Genomic DNA, 22058 nt, shown 5'->3' on the forward strand with positions numbered 1-22058 from the left:
CTGAAGCGCGACACTGCGCAAGAAAACTGTCACCAGAGATGCGGTCCGCCGCAACTCTTCCCACGATCTTTGCCTGGAGAGGAGGCCAAGATGCAACCTGCCGACAGCGTTCTGGAAGATCCCGAAAGCCTGCCGACCGGCAGCCCATTCACCCCGCGTTCGGTGGTTCTGATGGTGCTGACCGTTGCGGCGCTGGCGCTGGTCATCAATCAGCTTTTCAACCTGCGCGCCTTTGGCGTGGTGCTGATGGATGGCCGTTATCTGAATGTTCTGGCGACGATTTTCCTCGCCGCGACATTCCTGATTTTTGATTTCCGGGGGCATCGCTTCATGCGGACCAGCCCGCTGGACTGGTTGCTGGCGGCGCTGTCGCTGGGTGCAGGCGCGTATATCGCCGCCACGGCGCTGGATAACCTCAACGAGGGCTGGGAATTCGCGGCCCCGCAGACGGCGCAATGGGTGGCGTTCCTGTTTGCCGCATTGGTGCTGGAGGCCACGCGGCGAGCGGGCGGTCTGGTGCTGGCGGTGATCGTCACCTTCGTGGCTTTCTATCCGAGCTTTGCGGGCTATGTCCCGGCGCCGTTTTCCGGCTTTCAAAGCACGCTCAGCCAGACCTTCGCCTATCACGTCTATTCCTCGGAAAGCATTTTCGGCATTCCGATGAAAGCCTTTGGCGGCGTGGTGATCGGCTTTATCATCTTCGGCGCGGTGCTGCAGCATACTGGCGGCGGGTCCTTCTTCAACGATCTGGCGCTTGGGCTGGTCGGGCGTTATCGCGGCGGCGCGGCCAAGGTGTCGATCTTCGGCAGCGGTTTCATGGGCTCGATGTCGGGCAGCGTGATTTCCAACGTGCTGACGACGGGCTCGGTCTCCATCCCCGCAATGAAGCGCACGGGGTTTTCCGCCCAGACTGCCGCCGCGACGGAGGCCTGCGCCTCGACCGGGGGTGTGCTGATGCCGCCAGTGATGGGCGCGACGGCTTTCGTGATGGCGTCTTTCCTGGCGATCCCTTACGCCGAGGTCGTCATGGCAGCGGTCATTCCGTCGGCGCTGTTCTACTTCGCGCTTTTCGCGCAGATCGACGCCTATGCCGCCCGCCGTGGGTTGCGCGGGCTGGAGCGGGCCGAGGTGCCCCGCCTGCGCGATACGCTGCGCACCGGCTGGCCCTATGTGCTGGTGTTCGGGCTGCTGATCTTCATGATGGTGGTTCTGCGGCAGGAAACGGCGGCACCGTTCTATTCGGTCGCCTTGCTGCTGGTCATCAACCAGATCTCGCCCAAGACCCGCATCGGTTTCCGCAAGTTCTGTGACATCCTGCTGGGGATCGGGTCGAGTCTGGCGGAGTTGACCGCCGTGATCCTTGGCGTCGGGCTGATCGTGGGGTCGTTCTCGGCCACGGGTCTTGCCGGGACGCTGGTCAATGAACTGCTGTTCATCGCCGGGGACAATGTCTTCGTGCTGCTGGTGATGGGTGCTGCGACGGCGTTCATCTTCGGCATGGGGATGACGGCAACGGCCTGTTACATCTTTCTGGCCATCGTCCTTGCCCCCGCTTTGGAGGCGGGCGGGCTGAACCAGACGGCGGTGCATCTGTTCATCCTTTACTGGGGGATGGTCAGCTATATCACCCCGCCGGTCGCGCTTGGGGCCTATGCCGCCGCGACGATTGCGGAAACCAGCCCGATGCGCGCCGGTTTCGAATCCATGCGGCTGGGCAGCATCATCTATCTGGTGCCGTTCCTGTTCGTGCTGAACCCGGCGCTGATCGGCAGCGCCCCGGTGATCGAGGTCGCCATTGCCGTTATCTGTGCCTTCATCGGTGTGTCGATGATCAGCATGGGGCTGCAGGGCTATGTGACGTTCTTTGGAACACTGGCCGGGCGGGGTGAGCTGCCGCTGCGGATCATGCTGACGCTTGGCGGGTTCTTCATCGCCATGCCGGCCATGCCCTTCGCAGGTGTCGGTTTCGGCGTAACGGCCATTTTGGGTATGGCGCTTGCTGCGCTTCCGATACTCGCGGCGCGGCAGCGTGGTCATGCCGTCGCCACGGTGGAGGCTGCTGAATGAGACGGCGCTCCACTCAACTCACGGATCAGGACGGGCCGGATCGCTGCGGCGTCCGCCACAAGAAGAAGGAACGGGAATGATGCTTCAAGGATATATCTACGATGGACTTCGCAGCCCCTTCGGTCGCCATGCCGGTGCGCTTTCGGGCATCCGCCCCGACGATCTGGCGGCGCAGGTGGTCCGGGCGCTTGTGGCGCGCTCCGAACTGCCGGTCGAGCGGATCGAGGACGTGATCATGGGCAATGTCTGCCAGTCGGGCGAGGACAGCCGCAACGTGGCGCGTTTCGTCGGTCTTCTCAGCGGGATCAATGTCGAGGCCGGGGGCCTGACGGTGAACCGGCTATGTGGTTCGGGGATGGCGTCTGCGCTGGATGCGTCGCGTTCCATTACCGTGGGTGAAGCCGATCTGTATCTGGCCGGGGGAACCGAAAGCATGACGCGGGCGCCGTTCGTGGTCGCCAAGTCGCCCTCGGCCTGGGATCGCCGGCCCCATATTTACGATTCGACCATCGGTACGCGTTTCCCGAACCCGGCTGTCGCCGAGCAGTTCGGCGATTTCGCCATGCCGCAAACCGCCGACAATCTGGCGCAGGATTACGAGATCACGCGCGAGGCCTGTGACGAATATTCCTATCGCAGCCAGCAGCGTTACGAGGCTGCGCGGGCGGACGGGTTCTTCAAGGACGAGATCCAACCCATCGAGATTGCCGGTCGCAAGGGCAAGGTGACGGTCGTGGATGCCGACGAACATCCGCGCCCGGATACCACGCTGGAGAAGATGGCCTCGCTGCGCAGCCTTTATCCCGGCGGGGTGGTGACTGCCGCGAATGCGTCGGGCGTGAATGACGGGGCGGGGGCCTTGCTGATCGGGTCGAAGGATCTGGGGCCGAAGCCGCGCGGGCGGATCGTCTCGGGCGCGATTGCCGGTGTGCCGCCGCGGATCATGGGGATCGGGCCGGGCTTTGCAGTCCCGAAATCGCTGGAGCGTGCGGGGCTGACGCTGAAGGACATGGACCTGATCGAGATCAACGAGGCTTTTGCCAGCCAGGTCCTTGCCTGCTGCAAGCAGCTTGAACTGGACCCCGATGACAGCCGGCTGAACCCCAATGGCGGTGCGATCGCCGTGGGCCATCCGCTGGGTGCCTCGGGCACGCGGATCATCCTGACCGCGCTGCGGCAACTGGAGCGTACCGGCGGGCGCTATGCCAGCCTGTCGATGTGTGTCGGCGTCGGTCAGGGCATTGCAATGGTTATCGAGCGGCTGGAGTGAGCATGATGGATCATCCTGTAACGGAGCAGAAATCTCTGCGTGTCGAAACGGACGGCGAAGTCGGGCTGATTGCGCTCGACAATCAGCCGGTCAATGCGCTTGGTCAGGCCGTGCGGCAGGGGCTGCTGGATGCGGTTGCCGAGTTGAACGCCAATGATGCGGTCAAGGTCATCGCGATTTATGGCGAGGGCAAGATGCTCTCCGGCGGGGCCGATATTCGCGAATTCGGCAAGACGCCGCAGCCGCCGGGCCTGCCGGATGTGCTGAACGGGATCGAGGGCAGCGCCAAGCCTGTCGTTGCCGTGATCCACGGCGTCGCATTCGGCGGCGGGCTTGAACTGGCGCTGTCGGCCCATGCCCGGGTCGGTCTGCCGGGTGCGCGGGTCGGCCTGCCCGAGGTCACGCTGGGTCTTTTGCCCGGTGCAGGCGGGACGCAGCGCCTGCCGCGTCTGATCCCGCTGGACAGTGCCATCGAGATCATCACCTCCGGCCGCCATGTTCCTGTCGCTGAAGCCGTGGAGCTTGGGCTGGTGGACTGGCTTGCCGAGGGCACCCCGCGAGAGGCGGCGATCAAGGCGGCCCGCGATGTGTTGTCCGGTGCTCTGCCGACCCGGCGCACAGGTGAGATCAGCATCAAGCCGGATGAGGCCGTGCTGAACGCTGCACGGGAAAAGCTGGCGAAGAAGCGCCCGGCACTCGCCGCGCCGCTGAAATGTGTCGATGCCATTGCGGCGTCGGGTCTGCCGATTGCCGAGGGGCTTAAGGCCGAGCGCAGGCTGTTTCTGGAGTTGATGGACAGTCCCGACCGTCAGGGCCTGATCCACGCGTTTCAGGCCGAGCGGATGGTCAAGCATATTCCCGAAAGCGCCGCCCAGCCCCGCCCGGTCGAAAGCGCCGGCGTGATCGGCGGCGGCACGATGGGTGTCGGGATCGCCACGGCGCTGCTTCAGGCCGGTATCCCCGTCACGCTGATCGAGATGGACCCCAATCACGCGAAGACGGCGCATGAGCGGATCGTCAAAAACCTCGATGGCGGCGTCAAGCGCGGCAAGATGAGCGCGGAGACCCGCGATCAGCGCGTCGCCATGCTGACCGCCGAAACCGGGCTGGAGCATCTTTCGCAGGTCGACGTGGTGATCGAAGCCGTGTTCGAGGATATGAAGGTCAAGACCGGCATTTTCCGCGACCTCGACCGTATCTGCAAACCGGGCGCGGTTCTGGGGACGAACACCTCTTATCTGGATGTGAACGAAATCGCGGCGGCGACCTCGCGCCCGCAGGATGTGATCGGGCTGCATTTCTTCTCGCCCGCGCATATCATGCGGCTGCTTGAGGTGGTCGTGGCGGACAAGACCGCGCCTGATGTGGTCGCCACGGCTTTCGCAATGGCGGGCAAGATGAAGAAGGTCGCGGTGCGTTCCGGCGTCTGCGACGGCTTCATCGGCAACCGCATCCTCGCGCATTACCGGATGGTGGCGGATTACATGCTGCTGGACGGCGCGTCGTTTGAGCAGATCGACCGCGCGCTTGAGGATTTCGGCTTTGCAATGGGACCGTTTGCCGTCGGCGATCTGGCCGGGCTGGATATCGGCTGGGCCACCCGCAAGCGCAAGGCGCCGACACGGCCCGCCGAGGAGCGTTATGTCCGTATCGCGGACCGCATCTGCGAGCAGGGCTGGTTCGGGCGCAAGACCGGACGCGGTTACTATCTGTATGACGATCCGAAATCACGAACGCCAAATCCGGACGCGGTGGCGATCGTCGATGCCGAGCGCGCGGCGGAAGGTATCTCCTCCCGCACCTTCTCCGATGACGAAATCGTTGCCCGCTATATGACGGCGATGATTTCCGAGGCCGCGCGCGTGGTCGAAGAGGGGATTGCACATCGTCCGGTCGACGTCGATGCGGTCTTCCTCTTCGGCTATGGCTTCCCGCGTCATCTGGGCGGTCCGCTGAACTATGCGGACCGGATCGGCGCGGCGGCTCTGGTCGAGCGGATCGAAGGTTACGCCAAGGAAGACCCCCATTACTGGCAAGTGCCGAAGCTGCTGCGCGAACTGGCGCAGTCGGGTCGCAGCTTTGCCGATCTGAACAAGGAGTAAGCGGATGGATCTGGAATTCACCCAAGACGAGCTGGCCTTCCGTGACGAGGTCCGCAGCTTTATCGAGGAACGGTTGCCCGATGACATTGCCCAGGCCGTCGCTTACGGCAAGGAGCTGGAGAAAGAGCAGATCCTGCGCTGGCAGGCGATCCTGAACGAGAAGGGTTGGGTCGCGACGACATGGCCCAAGGAGAACGGCGGCCCCGGCTGGACGGCTGTGGAACGGCATATCTTCTCGGAGGAATGCGCCCTGCACAACGCGCCGCGCATGCCGCCTTTCGGGCTGAACATGCTGGGTCCGGTGCTGATCAAATTCGGCAGCGAACAGCAGAAGGCCGAAATCCTGCCGCGCATCATCGACGGCAGCGACTGGTGGTGTCAGGGCTATTCCGAACCCGGCGCGGGCTCGGATCTGGCCAGCCTGAAAACGCGGGCCGTGCGCGATGGCGACGATTATATCGTCAACGGGCAGAAGACCTGGACCACGCTGGGCCAGCACGCGAACAAGATTTTCTGCCTCGTGCGGACCGATGCGGATGTGAAACCGCAAGCGGGCATCAGCTTCCTGCTGGTCGATCTGGACACGCCCGGCGTGGAAATGCGCCCGATCCGCCTGATCGATGGCGGGTATGAGGTCAACGAGGTCTTCTTCACCGATGCCCGCGTCCCGGTCGCGAATCTGGTCGGCGAGGAGAATCAGGGCTGGACCATCGCCAAATATCTGCTGACCCATGAGCGCACCAATATTGCGGGTATCGGCTTTTCGACCAAGGATCTGGAACGCTTCCACAAGCTTGCAGCCGATACGGTGCGTGATGGCGGCTTAGTCGCTCAGAACCCGCTTTACGCGGCCCGTGCCGCAGAGATCGAGGCCGATCTTGAGGCGCTGCGCATCACCAATCTGCGGATGCTCGCCAAGACCAAGGACGGCGCGGCAGGTGGTGTCGAAAGCTCGCTGCTGAAGCTGAAAGGCACGCAGATCCGGCAGGGTTTGCAGGATCTGTACCGCTCGGCACTCGGGCCGCAGGCCGCGCCGGTTGCGGATGATCTGTCGGAAAACGAACTGACCGTGCCGCCGGAATCCGCCCGTGCCGCGCCAGTCTATTTCAACCATCGCAAGCTGTCGATCTTTGGCGGCTCCAACGAAATTCAGCGCAACATCGTTGCCAAAGAACTGTTCCGGGGGTGAGAGAACATGGATTTCAACCTGTCCGAAGACCATCAGATGCTGTCCGATACGCTGCGGCGCTTTCTGGCGGATAATTACGATATCGAGGCGCGGAACGAGCAAGCCTTTGTCGCGCCTTATCACTCTGCGGCGATGTGGGAGGATCTGGCCGGTCTGGGTACGGTCGGCGCCTTTATCAGCGAGGAACAGGGCGGGTTCGGCGGCACTGCCGAGGATATCTCGGTCGTGTTCGAGGAGCTGGGCCGCGCGCTTTGCACGGAGCCGATGCTTGGAACCTTGCTGGGGCTGCGCCTTCTGGCTGCGTTCGGTCGTGAGGCCGAGGTGGAGGCGATCGTCGCCGGTTCCGCGCGCTGCGCACTTGCCGTGTATGAACCGAACGTCGCCAGCGACCTGTCCCATATCGCGGCGGTTGCGCGGCAGGACGGCGATCAGTGGACGCTGAGCGGGCGCAAATCCGTCATCTACGGCGCGCCCGGTGCGGATTATCTGCTGATTGTCGCGCGAACCGATCAGGGGCTGGGCCTGTTCCTTGCCCACAGCCCGGAACTGATCGCGGCGGCGATGATCGATGGCGGCGGCGTGGCCGATCTGGTGATGGACGGGCTGGCAGCGGAATGCCTGTCGCCCGATTGTCAGCCGCAGATCGAGGACGCGCTGGATCTGGGCCGCATCGCACTTTGCGCCGAGGCGGTTGGTGCGATGTCGCATCTGATCGACCTGACCGTCGATTACATGAAGCAGCGCCAGCAATTCGGTCGCGCTATCTCCAGCTTTCAGGCGCTTCAGCATCGTGTCGTCGACATGGTGGTGGATGTGGAGCAGGCCCGGTCGATCACCATCGCCGCCGTTGCGGCCTATGGCACGCCGGATCAGTCGCGGCTGGCATCGATGGCCAAGAACCTGATCGGCCGCGCCGGGCGTCACATCGCGGAAGAGGCGATCCAGCTTCACGGCGGCATCGGCATGACATGGGAATATCCCGGCTCCCACTACGCCAAGCGGCTGGTCATGATCGACCATCAGCTCGGTGATCATAACGACCATGTGCTGCGGATGCTGCGCCTGAAAGAGACAGGCGTTGAGCGCGAGGCCGCGTGATGGATGATGCAAAGCCCAAAGCGGAAGGTGATGAGCGGCTGTCGATTGATTATTCGGGCAGTTGCGACCTCGTCGGTTATCGCTCGTCGCTCCCCGATGAGGGGGGCGGGGCCTGCGAACTGAATATCGGGCCGCAGCATCTGAACCGCCTTGGGCTTCTGCATGGGGGCTTCGTGTCCATGCTGCTCGACAATGGTTGCGGGACAGCCGTGCGTCGCGATGCCGGTGATATCGAAACCGGTGTGGTGACGGTCAATATGAGCGTGAACTACGTCGCGGGCGTCAGCAGCGGTCGCGTGATTGCAACCGGTCGGGTGGTCGGCGGCGGCAAGACCCTCAAATTTGCCGAATCCGAATTGAGGGATGAGGCCGGGCGGCTGCTGGCGACATGCAGTGCAACATTCAAGATTCTGAGAAGGTCATGAAAGAAACAGCCTCGAAAAGCCTCCTGATTGAGCGCCGCGATGCGAGCCTTGTGCTGACGTTGAACCGCCCCGGAAAACGCAACGCGCTCAGCCCGGAAATTTATGACGGCCTGCTGAACGGGCTGGAACTGGCGCAGGCTGAAGACAGTATCGCCAATATTGTCATTCAGGGGGCGGAGGGATTTTTCTGCGCTGGTGGCGATCTGAACGCGCTGGCGGAACGCGCCGCCTTGCCACGCGACAAGCGCGAGCAGCGCATTCAGGCTTTGCACGATGTCGTGCGTGCGGTCAGAACCTGCCGCAAGCCGGTGATTGCCGCGATCGAGGGCGGTGCTGCCGGGGCAGGTGCCTCGCTTGCGCTTGCGGCTGATATGATCGTCGCTGCGACCGATGCTTATTTCCGCATGGCCTATGTCAAGGTCGGGCTGGTCCCGGATGGCGGCGCGACGGCGTCCTTGTTACGCGCCCTGCCGCCCCAGAAGGTCGCGGAGATTTTTCTGCTGGGGGAACCGATCTCGGCGTTGCGCCTCGCGCAGTTCGGGATTGTGAACCGCATCGCCGCGACCGGGGGTGCTCTTGGCCTTGCGCTGAAGCTGGGGGAAGAACTGGCCACTGGCGCGCTCGGCGCGCAGTCGGAAATTCTGGCGATGCTCGACAGCGCCGCCGATCTGGCTTTTGATGACCAGATGGATCGGGAGAAGCAACTCATGGCAAGTGCGCTCGGCGGGGCGGAGGCGGCAGAAGGCATCGCCGCGTTCATGAAGCGCCGCAAGCCGGAGTTCGACGGATTGGCCGCAACCGCTTCGAATTGCAGCGGCTGAATTGGTGGCCGAATAAAAGAAGGAGAAACTGATGAACATCCTCGTGCCGGTTAAGCGCGTGATTGACTATAATGTGAAGCCGAAGGTTAAGTCTGACGGTTCCGGTGTTGATCTTGCGAATGTGAAGATGTCGATGAACCCGTTTGACGAGATTGCCGTGGAAGAGGCGATCCGTCTGAAGGAGGCGGGGACGGCGGAAGAGGTCGTGGTGGTCTCGATCGGCGTGAAGCAGGCGCAGGAGACGCTGCGCACGGCGCTGGCCATGGGCGCAGACCGGGCCATTCTGGTGGTCGCGGCGGATGATGTGCATCAGGATATCGAGCCGCTGGCGGTCGCGAAGATCCTGAAGGCTGTCATCGACGCCGAAGCCCCGAAGCTGGTCATCGCCGGCAAACAGGCCATCGACAACGACATGAACGCCACCGGCCAGATGCTGGCAGCCCTGCTCGGCTGGGGTCAGGCGACATTCGCGTCGAAGCTGGAGATCGCGGGCGATGCGGCCAAGGTCACCCGCGAGGTCGATGGCGGGTTGCAGACCATCGAGGTGAAACTGCCCGCCATCGTGACGGCGGATCTGCGGCTGAACGAACCGCGCTATGCCTCGCTGCCGAACATCATGAAGGCGAAGAAGAAGCCGCTGGATGAGAAGACGGCGGCGGATTACGGCGTGGACGTGACCCCGCGGCTGGAGATCACCCACACCGCCGAACCCGAGGGCCGCAAGGCCGGGATCATCGTCGGCGATGTCGACGAGCTTGTCTCGAAACTGAAAGAAGCGGGGGTTGTGTGATGGCTGTTCTGCTGCTGGGTGAAGTCACCAATGGGGAACTCAACGCGGATGCCACGGGCAAGGCGGTCAATGCGCTGAAGGGTCTGGGCGATGTGACGGTGCTCTGTGCCGGATCGTCGGCGAAGGCCGCCGCTGACGAAGCCGCGAAGATCGACGGTGTGGCCAAGGTGCTGGTCGCCGAGGATGCGCTGTACGGTCATCGTCTGGCCGAACCGACCGCCGCGCTGCTGGTCGAACTGGCGGGCGATTACGACCATATCGCGGCCCCCGCGACGACCGACGCCAAGAACATCATGCCGCGCGTGGCGGCTTTGCTGGATGTGATGGTGATCTCGGATGTCTCCGAGGTGGTCGATGCCGATACGTTCAAGCGCCCGGTCTATGCGGGCAATGCGATCCAGACGGTCAAATCGAAAGACGCGAAGAAGGTGCTGACCGTGCGCACCGCCAGCTTCGATGCGGCGGGCGCGGGCGGATCCGCATCCGTCACCGATCAGGCGACCGGCCCGGACCCGGCGCTGTCTGCGTGGGTCTCGGACGAGGTTGCGGAAAGCGACCGCCCGGAACTGACCTCGGCGGGCCGCGTGGTCTCCGGCGGTCGTGGCGTCGGCTCGGAAGAAAACTTCGCGATCATCGAGGCGCTCGCCGACAAGCTCGGCGCTGCGGTCGGCGCCAGCCGCGCGGCGGTCGACAGTGGCTTCGCCCCGAATGACTGGCAGGTCGGCCAGACCGGCAAGGTGGTCGCACCTGAGCTTTACATCGCCATCGGCATCTCCGGCGCGATCCAGCACCTTGCGGGGATGAAGGATTCGAAAGTGATCGTGGCGATCAACAAGGACGAGGAAGCCCCGATCTTCCAGATCGCCGATTACGGCCTTGTCGGCGACCTGTTCAACATCGTCCCGGAACTGACCGAAAAGCTCTGAGCCTTTCAGCCTGGCCTAAATATCCATGAACCGCGCGGTGCCAAAGCGCCGCGCGGTTCCCGTTTCGAAACCGACTGTCGACAAGGCACCGTCATCTTATCACGCCGGGATCGGGTCCATGCTGTGCGCCCTTTCCGGAGCCACAGATTTCGGCGGAGAGATTCGCGGCACAGCGCTCAGCAAACGCTTGGTGTAGTCATGCTGCGGGTTTCTGAGAACCTCCTGTGTCGGGCCGGTCTCGACGATCTCGCCCTTATACATCACAGCAATCCTGTGGCTCACGCGCTCGACCACGGCAATGTCGTGGCTGATGAACATGAAGGATGTGCCTTCGTCACGCTGGATCTGCGCCATCAGTTCCGTCACGCGCCGTGCGTTTGAGACGTCAAGCGCCGAGACGGCTTCGTCCGCAACGATCAGCTGAGGCCGCACTGAAAGCGCACGCGCGATACAGATGCGCTGCCTTTGTCCGCCGGAGAACTGATGCGGGAACCGCTCGGCTGCATCTTCGGGCAGCCCGACGCGGGACAGCAGGTCGGACGCCATTTTATCGCGGCCCCCCTGCGGGACCATGCCGTGCAGATATGCGGGCTCCGTCACCAGATCCCTGATCGACATGCGCGGATTCAGCGAGGCGTAAGGGTCCTGAAACACCATCTGCATTTGGGCGCGATACGGCATGAGTTTGCGGGCGGACAGCCCGTCGATGCGGGTGCCGAGCAGATCGACCTCGCCATCGGAAGGGTCGAGCAGGCGCATGACGGTGCGGGCGAGTGTCGATTTTCCGCAGCCGGACTCCCCGACCAGTCCAAGCGTTTCGCCCTTGCCGATTTCCAGCGATACATTGCGGACGATCGGTGTCGGGGCCGTGCGGCGGAACAGTGACTTGTTGTGATAGCTCGCGCTCAGTCCGCGAAGCTTGAGCACCGCCTCGGCATTGCGGAGCGGCGTGGGCGATCCGGCGCCGAGCCGTGGCGATGCCGCCAGCAATTCGCGGGTATAGGCGGCCTGGGGATTGTTGAAAATCTCCGCTGTGGTGCCTTCTTCCAGCTTGTCGCCATGTCGCATCACGACGACCCTGTCGGCAATTTCGGAGACCACGCCGAGGTCGTGGGTGATGAACAGAACCGCCATCCGCAACTCACGCTGCAATCGGGCGATCAGACTGAGGATTTCGGCCTGTGTCGTCACGTCGAGTGCGGTTGTCGGTTCGTCGGCAATCAGCACCTCCGGTTCGCAGACCAGAGCCATCGCGATCATGACCCGTTGCCGCAGGCCGCCGGAAAGCTCGTGCGGATACTGATCGAGACGTTGCTCCGGTTCCGGGATCGCGACCCGTTCAAGTGCAGCGCGCGCTGCTTCGCGCGCTGCCGCGCCGCGGATATCCCGGTGGAGCGTCAGGGTTTCGATGATCTGCGCCCCGATGGTCATCACCGGGTTCAGCGAGGTCATCGGTTCCTGAAAGATCATGGCGATGCGCTCGCCACGCAGGGCGCGCAGCGCGGCTGGTGGCAGGGTGGTAATTTCGGTTGGAGAAGCCCCGCCGAGGCGGATTGAGCCGCCGGTGATGCGCCCGCCCTCGCGTTCGATGAGACGCAGGATGGACAGGGCACTGACGCTTTTGCCCGATCCGCTTTCCCCGACCAGTGCGAGCGTCTCGCCCTCATACAGGTCGAAGGACAGCCCGTGCACGGCCTCGGTTTCACCGAAGGCGACACGCAGATCCTTCACCGAAAGGATGGCATCGTTTGGCAAAATGCTCATTGCGTGGCCTTTCGAGGGAGGAAGGGATCAAGCCGGGGTGTCCAGCGGGTTGTCGACGGGGTCAGGCGGGCCTCGAACGGGTCGTCACCGAAAACCTGCCAGTGGACGGTTTGGCCGAGTGTCATCAGACCCCAGGACCGTGCCGGTTCGCCTGCGGTTGTGAAGCTTTCAGTCAGGCTTTGCTGGGTCAGATGCGGGATGCCGTCGACGGTGGTGACGGTGTTCCAGTGGACGTGACCGGCGATGCAGATGACGGGCACGCGGGCTTGCGAAAGCGCCATGCGCACGCGGTCGGCCTGTGGGTAAGTCGCCACCCCGGCGTTTTGCTGGAAATAGTAGTTTCCGATCTGCGAATGGTCGGAGACTGGGACATGGCTGGCGATGAGCGTCGGCTTCTCCGCGCGCAGCACCATGCGCGACAGCCAGAGAAGGTCCGCTTCCGGTAAATCGAAGCCCATGAGATCCGGTGTCCGGTGGATCTTGGCATCGGCACGCCACAGGGCGAGTTGCCAATCGCCGAGGTCGATCACTTCGTTCATGAGGCGCGCGTTCAGGATCTGCTCGTTCTGTTCGACGGAGATATGATCGCGATCATGGTTGCCGCAAATATGGTGGATCGGGACGGTCAGACCGGAGAGCGCGTCGGCCACCTCTTGCTCCAGGCGCAGGTCCGTTTCGGTATCGATGTCGGAAATCCGGTCGCCCAGTTCCAGCACCAGATCGGGCTTTTCAGCGTTCACCCAGTCCACGAACTCTGCAAGCAGCGGCAGCGCCGTATCGCCACGCTTGGTATGGGAGGGAGCGCCGTGGTGGATGTCGGTGACGATTGCGATGCGCGTCATCTGAAAACTCCATTCAATAACTGTCGGAGATGGGATCTGTCGGAGATGGGCCGGGCCCCGAAAGACCCGGCCCGAAACGATTACTCTTCGCTCAGCGAAATGCTGCCGGCGCGGAAATCGAGCACATAGGGGATATGGCCCGGCATCGGCGCCCAGTTGACCGACTGCTTCATCGCCCAGCTTTCATAGGGGCGGTAAAGCGGCAGGACCGGCGGGTCCATCTTGATGACTTCCATGACTTCGCGATAGGCTTCCTTGCGGGCCTCGATATCGGTCGAGAAGCGGAAGCGGTCCCATTTCTCGGCGTAGCTTTCATCGGTGTTGAAGCGGCCTTCGCCTTCCGACGGTCCGTCCGGTGCCCACATCACGCCGAAGGAGCCGAAGGGGTCTGCGAAATACATCGGGTTCGACCAGTTGCGGGCCATCATGTCCGGGCTGCCGCCGGTCCATTCATCGCCAACATTGACTTTGCCATTGATGCCGACCGCAGCCCACATCTCCATGATCGCCTGAGCGGCCAGAAGCGCGTTGGTGTAATAGGTCGCAGCCGTGTCATAGGTGATTTCGAAGCCGTCATAACCGGCCTCTTCCAGCAGGGCCTTGGCCTCTTCGGGATCATATTCGAAGGTCGTCAGGTCGGGCTGGTGCAGTTCGCCCATCTCCTTCATCGTGTGGGTCGACGGCACGATCGCCTTACCCTGCCAAAGCGCCTGATTGAGGGCCTCGCGGTCGATCGCCAGCGACATGGCGCGGCGAATGCGCGGATCCTTCAGCTTGGGATGGTTCTCGTTCATGATCATGACATGGAACAGAGCCGTCGCCGCACCTTCGGCCTTCAGGTTGGGATCGGATTCGATCAGGCTGAGCTGGTCCGGGGCGATATTGGTGATGATATCGGCTTCGCCGGTTTTCAGCGCCGTAACACGGCTGGCGGTTTCAGCGACCTGCGTGACAGTCACGCGCTCAAGCGGTGCCGGTTCGCCCCAGAAATCGTCGAAGCGTTCCCAGACGATCTGTTCGCCCGGCTGGAACGTGGCGATGCGGTAAGGACCCGTGCCGACCGGGGCAAGCGAGAAGGCCTCGTAGTCGCTGTCTTCAGCGACAGCCGGATCGCCGGTCAGCCCCTTGGTGTAGTCCTCGGGGATGATGGCGATCTGCTGGATCGAGACCAGCGTTTCCCACAGCGGTTCCGGGCGCTTGGTGTAGATCCGCACGGTGTAGTCGTCGACTTTCTCCGCACGGTCGAAGTTGTTCAGACGATCCTTGGAGCGCACGACATAGGGCGGGAAGGTCGCCTGGAACATCCGGTTCAGCGAGAAGACGACATCATCGGCGTTCATCTCTTCACCGTTGTGGAAGGTCACGCCTTCGCGCAGCTTCAGCTCCATCATGGTCGGCTCGACGATTTCCCATGATTCCGCCAGTCCGGGAACCCATTCGGGTTCCAGCTTGCTGTGATCACGGTCGATCAGCGTGTCGAAGCTGTTGTAGTAGAACTGGGAGCCGACATTGGAGTGGTCGCGACCGGGGTCGAGATATGGCGCGACATTGGCGGCGGCGACGGTGATTTCCTGCGCGGCGGCGGCCATTGGCAGCGCAGCGATTGTGGTGGTCAGCAGCAATCGAAACATTTGTACATACTCCGGGAGAGGGGTGAAAATGGCCGCTGTCACGCGGCTCTTGTTGTTGATCAGCGTTCCCGCAACCGCACATCGGCACGGTCGCGCAGCCAGTCGCCGAGGATCTGAACCGAGAAGGTCAGAGCGACGATCAGCGCGGCGGGTGTCAGGACGATCCACGGGGCGGTCGGCATGTAGTCCCGGCCCAGCCCGACCATCGAACCGAGCGACGGATTGGGCGGCTGGACGCCGAGGCCGAGAAAGGACAGCGTGCTTTCGAGGATCACGATATTGGACAGGGCGAGGGTGAACTGTACCACCAGCGCAGAAACGATATTCGGCACGACATGGCGGCGGGCAATGTAGATCGGACCGGCCCCGGCGGTGCGCGCCGATTCCAGAAACGGCATCGCCGCGATGCGCCGGACCTCGCCGCGCACGATCCGCGCGTATTGCTCCCATCCGGCAATGCCCAGCACCAGCACGAGGACAGGCAGGGTGGTGCCGAGAATGGACAGAAGCAGCAGTGCGACCAGCGTGAACGGGATGGCGATCTGCATGTCGACAAGCGACATGATCGAATCCTCGACGATCCCGCGGTTCAGCCCGGCAATCAGGCCCAGCGTCCCGCCGAGGAACAGCCCTATTATCGCACCTGAGAGCGCAAGCAGCAGCGTGAGGCGAAGCCCGTAAAGCGTCCTGGACAGAACATCGCGGCCCAGCTCATCCGTGCCCATGATATGGCCGGGGTCGGCATTGGGGAAGCCGACGGGCGGGCGAAGCCGCGACAGCAGGCTTTGGTCAAGCGGATCGAATGGGGTCAGCAGCGGCGCGAATAATGCGCCCAGCACCAGCAGAACCGCGATGGCGAGGGCGACGATCTGGATAAAGTCCATGCCACGCTTCCTTGCCTTCGGACGGGCGGCGGGGTTTGCAATGGTTGCCATGGTTCTCTCCTCAGCTCTGCGACAGCCGGATGCGCGGGTCGGCGAGCGCATAGGCGATGTCGGTGAGTGTGTTGATTGCGACGACGGCAATGGCGACGGCGATGACGCCGAATTGCAGCACCGGATAATCACGCACGATGGCCGCATTCACGAGCAACTGCCCGACGCCCGGCCAGGCAAAGATGCTTTCGACCACGACACTGCCTGCGGCGGCGAGGCTGGCGATCTGAAGCCCGACGACCGAGATCACGGTGATGGAGGCGTTGCCAAGCCCGTGACGCAGAACCACACGCGGTTCGCTCAGCCCCTTGGCGCGGGCGGTACGGATGAACTCCTGTCCCAGCACGTCGAGCATGGCGTTGCGGGTAAACCGCGTCAGCGCCGCGATCAGGACCCCGGACATTGTAAGGGTCGGCATCAGAAAATGCAGGAATGAGCCATTGCCCATGACCGGCAGCCAGTTGAGCCAGTAGGAGAAGATAAGGATCATGATGATTGCCAGAATGAAATTCGGCACGGCATAGCCGGTGAAGGCGACGACCATGACCGCCGATCCGATCCAGCTTTTGCGGTAAACCGCCGCCAGAACGCCCAGCGGGATAGACACCGAAATCGTCAGCAGGATCGAGGACAGCAGAAGCTGCGCCGAGGGCCAGAGCCGGTCCGCAACCACTTCGGTCACCGGGCGGCGATCCACGAAGCTCAGCCCGAATTCGCCCGAAAGCGCGCCGCGAAGATAGGCGACGTATTGCTCCCAAAGCGATCCGTCGAGTTGGAAATACTCGATCAGTTGCTCCCGGCCTTCGGCGGTCAGTCCCTCGCCGAGGAAGGTGTCCATCGGATTGCCGGACAGCCGCGTCGCCACGAAGGTTGCCGTAACAATCGCGAACAGCGTCAGTACGGCCTTGAGGAGAACCCGGATGATATAGATGCTCATGACTTCCTCGCGCGTTGGATGTGATGAAAGGGGATGCCCGCTGCTGCGGCTGCGGCGCCGTCGGTCCTTGGGTTGTCGCCGACGAAGATCGCGTTGCCCGGCTGGTTGCCGGACAGCCGCAGCGCATGTAGCAGCATTGCCGGTTCCGGTTTGCCAAGGCTCTGCCAGGTCAGATCGGGGCGAATGGCACGCAGCGCCGCCAGCAGCGCCCCGGTTTCGGCAATAGGTCGGTGCCGGTGATCGGGATGCGACAGGTCCTCATTCGACACCCATAGCGGCGCGCCGCTGTCCAGCATGTTGAGCAACGGCCCCATCCCGTCGACGGTCAGCGCAGGATCGCGACACAGAAGAACCGCCTCGGGGTCTTCTGCATCGTCCGGGTCGAGCCCGAGGCGACGCGCATGTGCATGAAGCGCCGGGGCGGCGTAAAGGGCCAGGCGGCGGAGGCCATGCGCGGACAGATGATCCAGCGCGAATTCACCGGCGAGGATGATGCGCGACGGCGGGATTTGCAGGCCGAGATGCTGGAGGCAGACAGAAAGTTCGGGTGCGGTCATGTCGGATCTGTTCGACACGACCCAGATCCGTTCGCCACAGGCTTCGACATAATCGACCGCATCGTCGAACGCTCTCCCCGCCGACATCAAGCAGCCGTCGAGGTCGCACAGCACGATCCGCGCCCCCTGTATCGCGGCGGGGTCGAGCCGGGGAAAAATCCTTGCTTCTGAGTTCTTTGGTGTTGCCGCGTCCACAGGACCACTCCCGTTTGCGCGGATCGCCCGATCCGCCTTCGGGAGCACGGCTAGAGGCGGATTGTAACATGACGGACACGAAGCAAGGTTAAAGTTTGCCTTAACCAAATCGGGGATTTGTATTTTATGAAGGCGCTTTCGAATGCTCGTTTGGAATCCGTCAGAGCGGTCGCCGAATCGGGTTCTTACGCGGCTGCGGCGCGGCGGCTTCGGGTGACGCAGCCGAATATCTCTGCGCTTGTCCGGGGAATCGAAGCGGAATTTGAGGTGAGGCTTTTCCGGCGCGAAAACGGCAGGCTGGTGCCGACCGAGCTTTGCCTGAAACTATGCGATTCGGCTGAGCGCATTGCCGAGGCACAGGCGGATGCGCGGCGCTTGCTTGTCAGCCGGGCATCGTTGCGCGAGGGCGAGATCGTTATCGGGCTGGGAAATGCGATGCCGGGCATGGCGGTGATCGCGAAATTCCACCGGAGCTTTCCGCATGTCAAACTTCAGGTCGAGACGGGTTCGCATCAGAAAATAACACGCGGCGTGCTGTCCCATGATTACGATATCGGGGTTTTGCCTGACGCACCCCGCGATTCCCGCTTCAGGGTGCGGCATTTGTCGGAAACCCGTGTCCTTGCCATCGCGCCGAAGGATCATCCTCTGGCGGCGGCCGACGAAATCAGCGCCAAAACGCTCTGCCGTGAGCCGCTGATCTTTCGGGCGCCGGGATCATCCACCCAGCGTGCCGTGGATCATATGTTCGCGCGTGCGGGGCTGACGCCGAAGCCTTTTCTGACGCTTGACGCGCGTGACGGTCTTTATGAGGCCGTGGTGAACGGGCTTGGGATCGGCTTTATCTGGGCCGACAGCACGACGCGGGTGGATGGCGTCGTCCGGCTTGCGATCACCGAGATGGAGGGGCTCGCGACACATGACACGGCGTTCTGCCTCGCGGAGACCAAGGGGCAGGTGATCGACGCGTTTTTCTCATGTTGCTATGGCTTTGACGGAAACTCCGACCCCTGATGCGTCCTTGGGGCGAAGGTCTGGCCGTTGCGGTTCAAGGCCGCCCGCATAAGGATCAGGCCGGGGATTTCCCGGCCTGATCTGTGGGTAAGCTATGATGATCGTGACCGATCCGGTCATACCATCGCCAGTTCCGGCCCTTCCGGCATCTCGCGCAACAGGTTTTCGACCGTGCTGCCGTGGCTGAGGTCTCCGCCTTCGCCACGGCTGATGACGACGTATTTCGGTGACAACCCGGTCAACTGTGCGTCGATGGCGGGCACGAGATGGGCTGCTGCGGCCTCGATCACATCGCCCTCGGCCTTTACGCCCTCGGCCCGCAGGCGGGTCAGCGCGGCGTTGACGATATTCGCGGCGTCGGCCACCGTTTCCGAAAATACTGCCATGCCCCCGGCGATCTCGTAGGTCCGGACATGCAGCACGAAGACCGGCATTGCATGGTTTTTGGCCAAGGCTGCGGCGCGCGCCAGAACGGCTTCGTCTTTCGGGCTGCCCTCCAGGGCGGCGAAGATGCCCGATTTGGAAGCCGTGACCGCGACGTGCAGTTCCTCGTCTTTTTCGCGAAGTGCGTTGCGGCCAAGGACCAGAACGGCGGTCGCGACGATGGCGGCAATGACGGCAGCGAAGAAGGCCGATTGTGTGCCGAAGCTCTCGGCCAGATGGGGCGCTGCAAGGGGCGCGATGACGCCGGAGAACCAGCGGACGAAGTTATAGCCGGCTGATGCGACGGGGTGCGGGTGGTCCGACACTCCAAGGGCCAGCTCGGTGAAGACAGTGTTACAAATCCCCATCAGCGCGCCGGAGAAGACGACGCAACCGGCAATGACCGGGGCCGGAGCGAAAGCCATGACGCAGAGGAGCAGCGCGAAAACCAGAAGGCAGCCGGACAGGATCTGCACGGAGGAGAAACGGGCTTGCAGGCGCGGTGCGATCAACACCGAAAAGACGGCGAGGAACAGGCCCCAGCCGAAGAAGATCATCCCGACCGCGAACGGCGACATGTTGAGGACGAATGGCACAAAGGCCAGCACGGTGAAGAAGCCGTAATTGTAGAAAAAGGCGGCGACCGCCGTGATCAACAGGCCCTTGTCGCCCAGGGCTTTGATCGGCGCGGAAAGCGAGGTTTTCTGTGCCGGCTTCGGCAGTGGCGGCAGCAGGAAATAGACGGCGAGGAACGCCACGCACATCAGCGCCGCCGTACCGAAGAACGGATAGCGCCATGACATCGTGCCGAGTGCTGCGCCCAGAAGCGGGCCTGCGGAAATCCCCAGACCAAGTGCCGCCTCATACATCAGGATCGCGGCGGACATTCCCCCCCGTGAAGTGGCGACGATGACCGACAACGCCGTTGCCACGAACAGCGCGTTGCCCAGGCCCCAACCGGCACGGTACATGACCAGCTCGGCCACGGAATTCGAAAGCCCCGCCAGTGCGGCAAAGACCACGATCAGGGCGGTGCCCAGAAGAATTGTGTTCGGGCCACCAATCCGGCTGCTGACCCAGCCCGTCACCAGCATCATCACCGAGGTGACGAGGAAATAGCTGGAGAACAGCAGTGACACTTGTGATGGCGAGGCATTCAGCCCTTCTGCGATGGAGGTCAGGATCGGGTCGACCAGACCGATCGACATGAAACCCACAACGCAGGCGAAGGCCGTGGCCCAGACGGCTTTCGGCTGATCGAAGAAATCTGGCTTTCCAGAGGCGGAGGACATGGGGATACCTTTTACATGTATAATACACTTAATGTATAATACATATTTATATTGTGAGAGATTCGCAACCGCGATAAAAGCGTCTGACGGGGGGAGCATGGACAAAATTGATGGGGCAGCGGAGACTTCGGCGATTGCTCGGCTTGAGCAGGAGCTGGCGACGCTGGCGCGCTTGCTGGAAGCGATGAACCGCCGCCGTGCCTATCCGCTGGAACGGTCGCATTATCTGCTGCTTCTACAATTGCGCGACGGCCCGCGCCGTGTCGGAGAGCTGTCGAAAGTGCTGGCGCTCGACACCACAACTGTCACACGACAGCTTGCGGCGATGGAAGGGCAGGGCTTCGTGTCGCGGCGGCCCGACCCCGAGGACCGGCGCAGCACGCTTTTCGAGCAGACACCGGAAGGCGCGGCCTGCGCTGCCCAGATGCAGACGGCCCGCAAAGACGGCGTTTCCAGACTGGTTGCCGAATGGAGGCCAGACGAAGTCGCGCATTTCGTGGACGATCTGGATCGCCTGAACCGCTCGCTCTACCGTCGGTTGGAGGAAGGGTCCGGCGCGACCGACCCGGAAGGGTGAGCGAAAAAATCAGTGCGGCAAACAAGGCGCTAGCTCTTTCAGACCGTGATGTCATAAAACCGTTATATTGATGTCGCATAAGCGTCGCATTCGCCTCATAGGGAGAGCGAAGGCAAATTCTTGCCGGTTAAATGATTCCAGGAGTGATCCTATGAAAACCGTTAAGCTCACCGTTTCGGCTCTGGCCGTTATCGCTGCATCGGCGTCCGTTGCATCGGCGCGCGACCAGCTGCAAATCGCTGGTTCCTCGACCGTTCTGCCCTACGCGACCATCGTTGCGGAAGCTTTTGCTGAAAACACCGACTTCGCGGCTCCGGTCGTTGAAGGCGGCGGCTCCTCGGCCGGCCTCAAGCAGTTCTGCGAAGGCGTGGGCGAAAACACCATCGACATCGCGAACGCTTCGCGCGCGATCCGTGACAAAGAAGTTCAGACCTGCGCCGACAACGGCGTTGCCAACATCATCGAAGTCCAGTTCGGCTATGACGGCATCGTCTTCGCTTCGGACATCAACGGTGCCGACTTCGCCCTGACCCCGTCGGACGTGTTCCTGGCGCTGGCCAAAGAAGTCGTCGTTGATGGCGCGGTTGTCGAAAACACCGCCACCAACTGGTCGGACGTCAATGCTGACCTGCCGGAGCAGGAAATCCTGGCCTTCATCCCGGGCACCAAGCACGGCACCCGTGAAGTGTTCGAAGAAAAGGTTCTGCTGGCTGGCTGCGAAGAAACCGGCGCAATGGAAGCTTTTGTTGAAGCTAACGGCGGCGACGAAGACGCTGCTGAAGGCGCCTGCATGGCAGTTCGCACCGATGGTCGTTCGGTCGACATCGATGGCGACTACACCGAGACGCTGGCCCGCATCGAAAGCAACGCCAACGGCATGGGCGTGTTCGGTCTGTCCTTCTACGAGAACAACACCGACAAGCTGAAAGTCGCGACCATCAATGACGTTTCGCCTTCGGTCGAAACCGTTTCTTCCGGCGAATACCCGGTTTCGCGTCCGCTGTTCTTCTACATCAAGAAAGACCACATCGGCGTGATCCCCGGCCTGAAGGAATATGCTGAGTTCTTCGTCTCCGACGCTGTTGCCGGCCCGGGCGGCCCGCTGTCGGATTACGGTCTGGTTCCGGATCCGGCTCTGGCCGAGACCCAGCAGAAGATCGCTGACGAAGCGACCATGCAGTAACTAATACCGGCTTGGCCGGG

Annotated in this window: 19 protein-coding genes; 12 read left to right on the forward strand and 7 right to left on the reverse strand. The window is 62.6% G+C overall.

Going from position 1 to position 22058, the window contains the following annotated elements:
• Window positions 1-90: 90 nt before the first annotated feature.
• The 9 genes from PAF12_RS01860 (at window position 91) to PAF12_RS01900 (ending at window position 10688) form a co-directional block, all read left to right on the forward strand.
• Window positions 91-2067 (forward strand): TRAP transporter fused permease subunit, encoded by a 1977-nt coding sequence (locus PAF12_RS01860; RefSeq protein ID WP_271108322.1) that lies wholly within the window; start codon window positions 91-93, stop codon window positions 2065-2067.
• 79 nt (window positions 2068-2146) lie between these two features.
• Complete coding sequence (locus PAF12_RS01865; RefSeq protein WP_271109627.1) at window positions 2147-3337, forward strand: acetyl-CoA C-acyltransferase; 1191 nt, start codon at window positions 2147-2149, stop codon at window positions 3335-3337.
• Between the two features lie 2 nt (window positions 3338-3339).
• On the forward strand, window positions 3340-5439 hold the full coding sequence (locus PAF12_RS01870; RefSeq protein WP_271108323.1) for a 3-hydroxyacyl-CoA dehydrogenase NAD-binding domain-containing protein: 2100 nt from the start codon (window positions 3340-3342) through the stop codon (window positions 5437-5439).
• A 4-nt stretch (window positions 5440-5443) separates the two neighbouring features.
• Window positions 5444-6628 (forward strand): acyl-CoA dehydrogenase family protein, encoded by a 1185-nt coding sequence (locus tag PAF12_RS01875; protein WP_271108324.1) that lies wholly within the window; start codon window positions 5444-5446, stop codon window positions 6626-6628.
• A 6-nt stretch (window positions 6629-6634) separates the two neighbouring features.
• Window positions 6635-7726, forward strand: a complete 1092-nt coding sequence (locus tag PAF12_RS01880) for an acyl-CoA dehydrogenase family protein (RefSeq protein WP_271108325.1) — start codon at window positions 6635-6637, stop codon at window positions 7724-7726.
• Entirely contained in the window at window positions 7726-8151 is a 426-nt protein-coding gene (locus tag PAF12_RS01885; RefSeq protein ID WP_271108326.1) for a PaaI family thioesterase, read from the forward strand. The genes PAF12_RS01880 and PAF12_RS01885 overlap by 1 nt, the downstream gene beginning before the upstream one ends.
• Window positions 8148-8972: an oxepin-CoA hydrolase, alternative type gene (locus PAF12_RS01890; RefSeq protein WP_271108327.1), complete on the forward strand. Its 825-nt coding sequence runs from the start codon at window positions 8148-8150 to the stop codon at window positions 8970-8972. The genes PAF12_RS01885 and PAF12_RS01890 overlap by 4 nt, the downstream gene beginning before the upstream one ends.
• A gap of 31 nt (window positions 8973-9003) precedes the next feature.
• Complete coding sequence (locus tag PAF12_RS01895; RefSeq protein WP_271108328.1) at window positions 9004-9762, forward strand: electron transfer flavoprotein subunit beta/FixA family protein; 759 nt, start codon at window positions 9004-9006, stop codon at window positions 9760-9762.
• Entirely contained in the window at window positions 9762-10688 is a 927-nt protein-coding gene (locus PAF12_RS01900; protein ID WP_271108329.1) for an electron transfer flavoprotein subunit alpha/FixB family protein, read from the forward strand. Before PAF12_RS01895 ends, PAF12_RS01900 begins: the two co-directional genes overlap by 1 nt.
• Before the next feature lie 99 nt (window positions 10689-10787).
• Here the strand turns inward: PAF12_RS01900 and PAF12_RS01905 are convergent, their stop codons facing one another.
• The 6 genes from PAF12_RS01905 to PAF12_RS01930 form a co-directional block, all read right to left on the reverse strand.
• Complete coding sequence (locus PAF12_RS01905) at window positions 10788-12452, reverse strand: ABC transporter ATP-binding protein (protein ID WP_271108330.1); 1665 nt, start codon at window positions 12450-12452, stop codon at window positions 10788-10790.
• Window positions 12449-13294 carry a metallophosphoesterase gene (locus PAF12_RS01910; RefSeq protein WP_271108331.1) on the reverse strand — a complete coding sequence of 282 codons (846 nt, stop codon included), beginning with the start codon at window positions 13292-13294 and terminating at the stop codon, window positions 12449-12451. The genes PAF12_RS01905 and PAF12_RS01910 overlap by 4 nt, the downstream gene beginning before the upstream one ends.
• Window positions 13295-13374: 80 nt before the next feature.
• A complete protein-coding gene (locus tag PAF12_RS01915; protein WP_271108332.1) occupies window positions 13375-14925 on the reverse strand; it encodes an ABC transporter substrate-binding protein in 1551 nt (516 codons plus the stop codon).
• A gap of 59 nt (window positions 14926-14984) precedes the next feature.
• The gene (locus PAF12_RS01920; RefSeq protein WP_271108333.1) at window positions 14985-15860 is read right to left on the reverse strand and encodes an ABC transporter permease; all 876 of its coding nucleotides are present in this window, start codon (window positions 15858-15860) and stop codon (window positions 14985-14987) included.
• Window positions 15861-15870: 10 nt separating this feature from the next.
• On the reverse strand, window positions 15871-16797 hold the full coding sequence (locus PAF12_RS01925; RefSeq protein ID WP_271108334.1) for an ABC transporter permease: 927 nt from the start codon (window positions 16795-16797) through the stop codon (window positions 15871-15873).
• Window positions 16794-17597 (reverse strand): HAD family hydrolase, encoded by an 804-nt coding sequence (locus PAF12_RS01930; RefSeq protein WP_368045156.1) that lies wholly within the window; start codon window positions 17595-17597, stop codon window positions 16794-16796. The genes PAF12_RS01925 and PAF12_RS01930 overlap by 4 nt, the downstream gene beginning before the upstream one ends.
• 102 nt (window positions 17598-17699) lie before the next feature.
• Between PAF12_RS01930 and PAF12_RS01935 the strand changes: the two genes are divergently transcribed.
• Window positions 17700-18563, forward strand: coding sequence for a LysR substrate-binding domain-containing protein (locus PAF12_RS01935; RefSeq protein WP_271108335.1), 864 nt, complete (start codon window positions 17700-17702; stop codon window positions 18561-18563).
• A gap of 116 nt (window positions 18564-18679) precedes the next feature.
• On the opposite strand, the gene PAF12_RS01940 is transcribed toward PAF12_RS01935, so the two are convergent.
• Window positions 18680-20278 carry an MFS transporter gene (locus tag PAF12_RS01940; RefSeq protein WP_271108336.1) on the reverse strand — a complete coding sequence of 533 codons (1599 nt, stop codon included), beginning with the start codon at window positions 20276-20278 and terminating at the stop codon, window positions 18680-18682.
• 97 nt (window positions 20279-20375) lie between these two features.
• Between PAF12_RS01940 and PAF12_RS01945 the strand changes: the two genes are divergently transcribed.
• Window positions 20376-20855 carry a MarR family winged helix-turn-helix transcriptional regulator gene (locus PAF12_RS01945; RefSeq protein WP_271108337.1) on the forward strand — a complete coding sequence of 160 codons (480 nt, stop codon included), beginning with the start codon at window positions 20376-20378 and terminating at the stop codon, window positions 20853-20855.
• A 151-nt stretch (window positions 20856-21006) separates the two neighbouring features.
• Entirely contained in the window at window positions 21007-22038 is a 1032-nt protein-coding gene (locus PAF12_RS01950; RefSeq protein WP_271108338.1) for a substrate-binding domain-containing protein, read from the forward strand.
• The last annotated feature ends 20 nt before the right edge of the window (window positions 22039-22058 follow it).

The sequence above is a fragment of the Paracoccus sp. SCSIO 75233 genome (assembly GCF_027912675.1).
In the GTDB taxonomy this organism is placed as follows: Bacteria; Pseudomonadota; Alphaproteobacteria; order Rhodobacterales; family Rhodobacteraceae; genus Paracoccus.

What these genes read in the sequence shown, in the direction of transcription:
- PAF12_RS01900 (WP_271108329.1), top strand. Translation starts at nt 9,762, where the DNA reads ATGGCTGTTCTGCTGCTGGGTGAAGTCACCAATGGGGAACTCAACGCG.
- PAF12_RS01885 (WP_271108326.1), top strand. Translation starts at nt 7,726, where the DNA reads ATGGATGATGCAAAGCCCAAAGCGGAAGGTGATGAGCGGCTGTCGATT.
- PAF12_RS01910 (WP_271108331.1), bottom strand. Translation starts at nt 13,294, where the DNA reads ATGACGCGCATCGCAATCGTCACCGACATCCACCACGGCGCTCCCTCC.
- PAF12_RS01875 (WP_271108324.1), top strand. Translation starts at nt 5,444, where the DNA reads ATGGATCTGGAATTCACCCAAGACGAGCTGGCCTTCCGTGACGAGGTC.
- PAF12_RS01905 (WP_271108330.1), bottom strand. Translation starts at nt 12,452, where the DNA reads ATGAGCATTTTGCCAAACGATGCCATCCTTTCGGTGAAGGATCTGCGT.
- PAF12_RS01950 (WP_271108338.1), top strand. Translation starts at nt 21,007, where the DNA reads ATGAAAACCGTTAAGCTCACCGTTTCGGCTCTGGCCGTTATCGCTGCA.
- PAF12_RS01880 (WP_271108325.1), top strand. Translation starts at nt 6,635, where the DNA reads ATGGATTTCAACCTGTCCGAAGACCATCAGATGCTGTCCGATACGCTG.
- PAF12_RS01915 (WP_271108332.1), bottom strand. Translation starts at nt 14,925, where the DNA reads ATGTTTCGATTGCTGCTGACCACCACAATCGCTGCGCTGCCAATGGCC.
- PAF12_RS01940 (WP_271108336.1), bottom strand. Translation starts at nt 20,278, where the DNA reads ATGTCCTCCGCCTCTGGAAAGCCAGATTTCTTCGATCAGCCGAAAGCC.
- PAF12_RS01865 (WP_271109627.1), top strand. Translation starts at nt 2,147, where the DNA reads ATGCTTCAAGGATATATCTACGATGGACTTCGCAGCCCCTTCGGTCGC.
- PAF12_RS01895 (WP_271108328.1), top strand. Translation starts at nt 9,004, where the DNA reads ATGAACATCCTCGTGCCGGTTAAGCGCGTGATTGACTATAATGTGAAG.
- PAF12_RS01920 (WP_271108333.1), bottom strand. Translation starts at nt 15,860, where the DNA reads ATGGCAACCATTGCAAACCCCGCCGCCCGTCCGAAGGCAAGGAAGCGT.
- PAF12_RS01860 (WP_271108322.1), top strand. Translation starts at nt 91, where the DNA reads ATGCAACCTGCCGACAGCGTTCTGGAAGATCCCGAAAGCCTGCCGACC.
- PAF12_RS01890 (WP_271108327.1), top strand. Translation starts at nt 8,148, where the DNA reads ATGAAAGAAACAGCCTCGAAAAGCCTCCTGATTGAGCGCCGCGATGCG.
- PAF12_RS01925 (WP_271108334.1), bottom strand. Translation starts at nt 16,797, where the DNA reads ATGAGCATCTATATCATCCGGGTTCTCCTCAAGGCCGTACTGACGCTG.
- PAF12_RS01870 (WP_271108323.1), top strand. Translation starts at nt 3,340, where the DNA reads ATGATGGATCATCCTGTAACGGAGCAGAAATCTCTGCGTGTCGAAACG.
- PAF12_RS01945 (WP_271108337.1), top strand. Translation starts at nt 20,376, where the DNA reads ATGGACAAAATTGATGGGGCAGCGGAGACTTCGGCGATTGCTCGGCTT.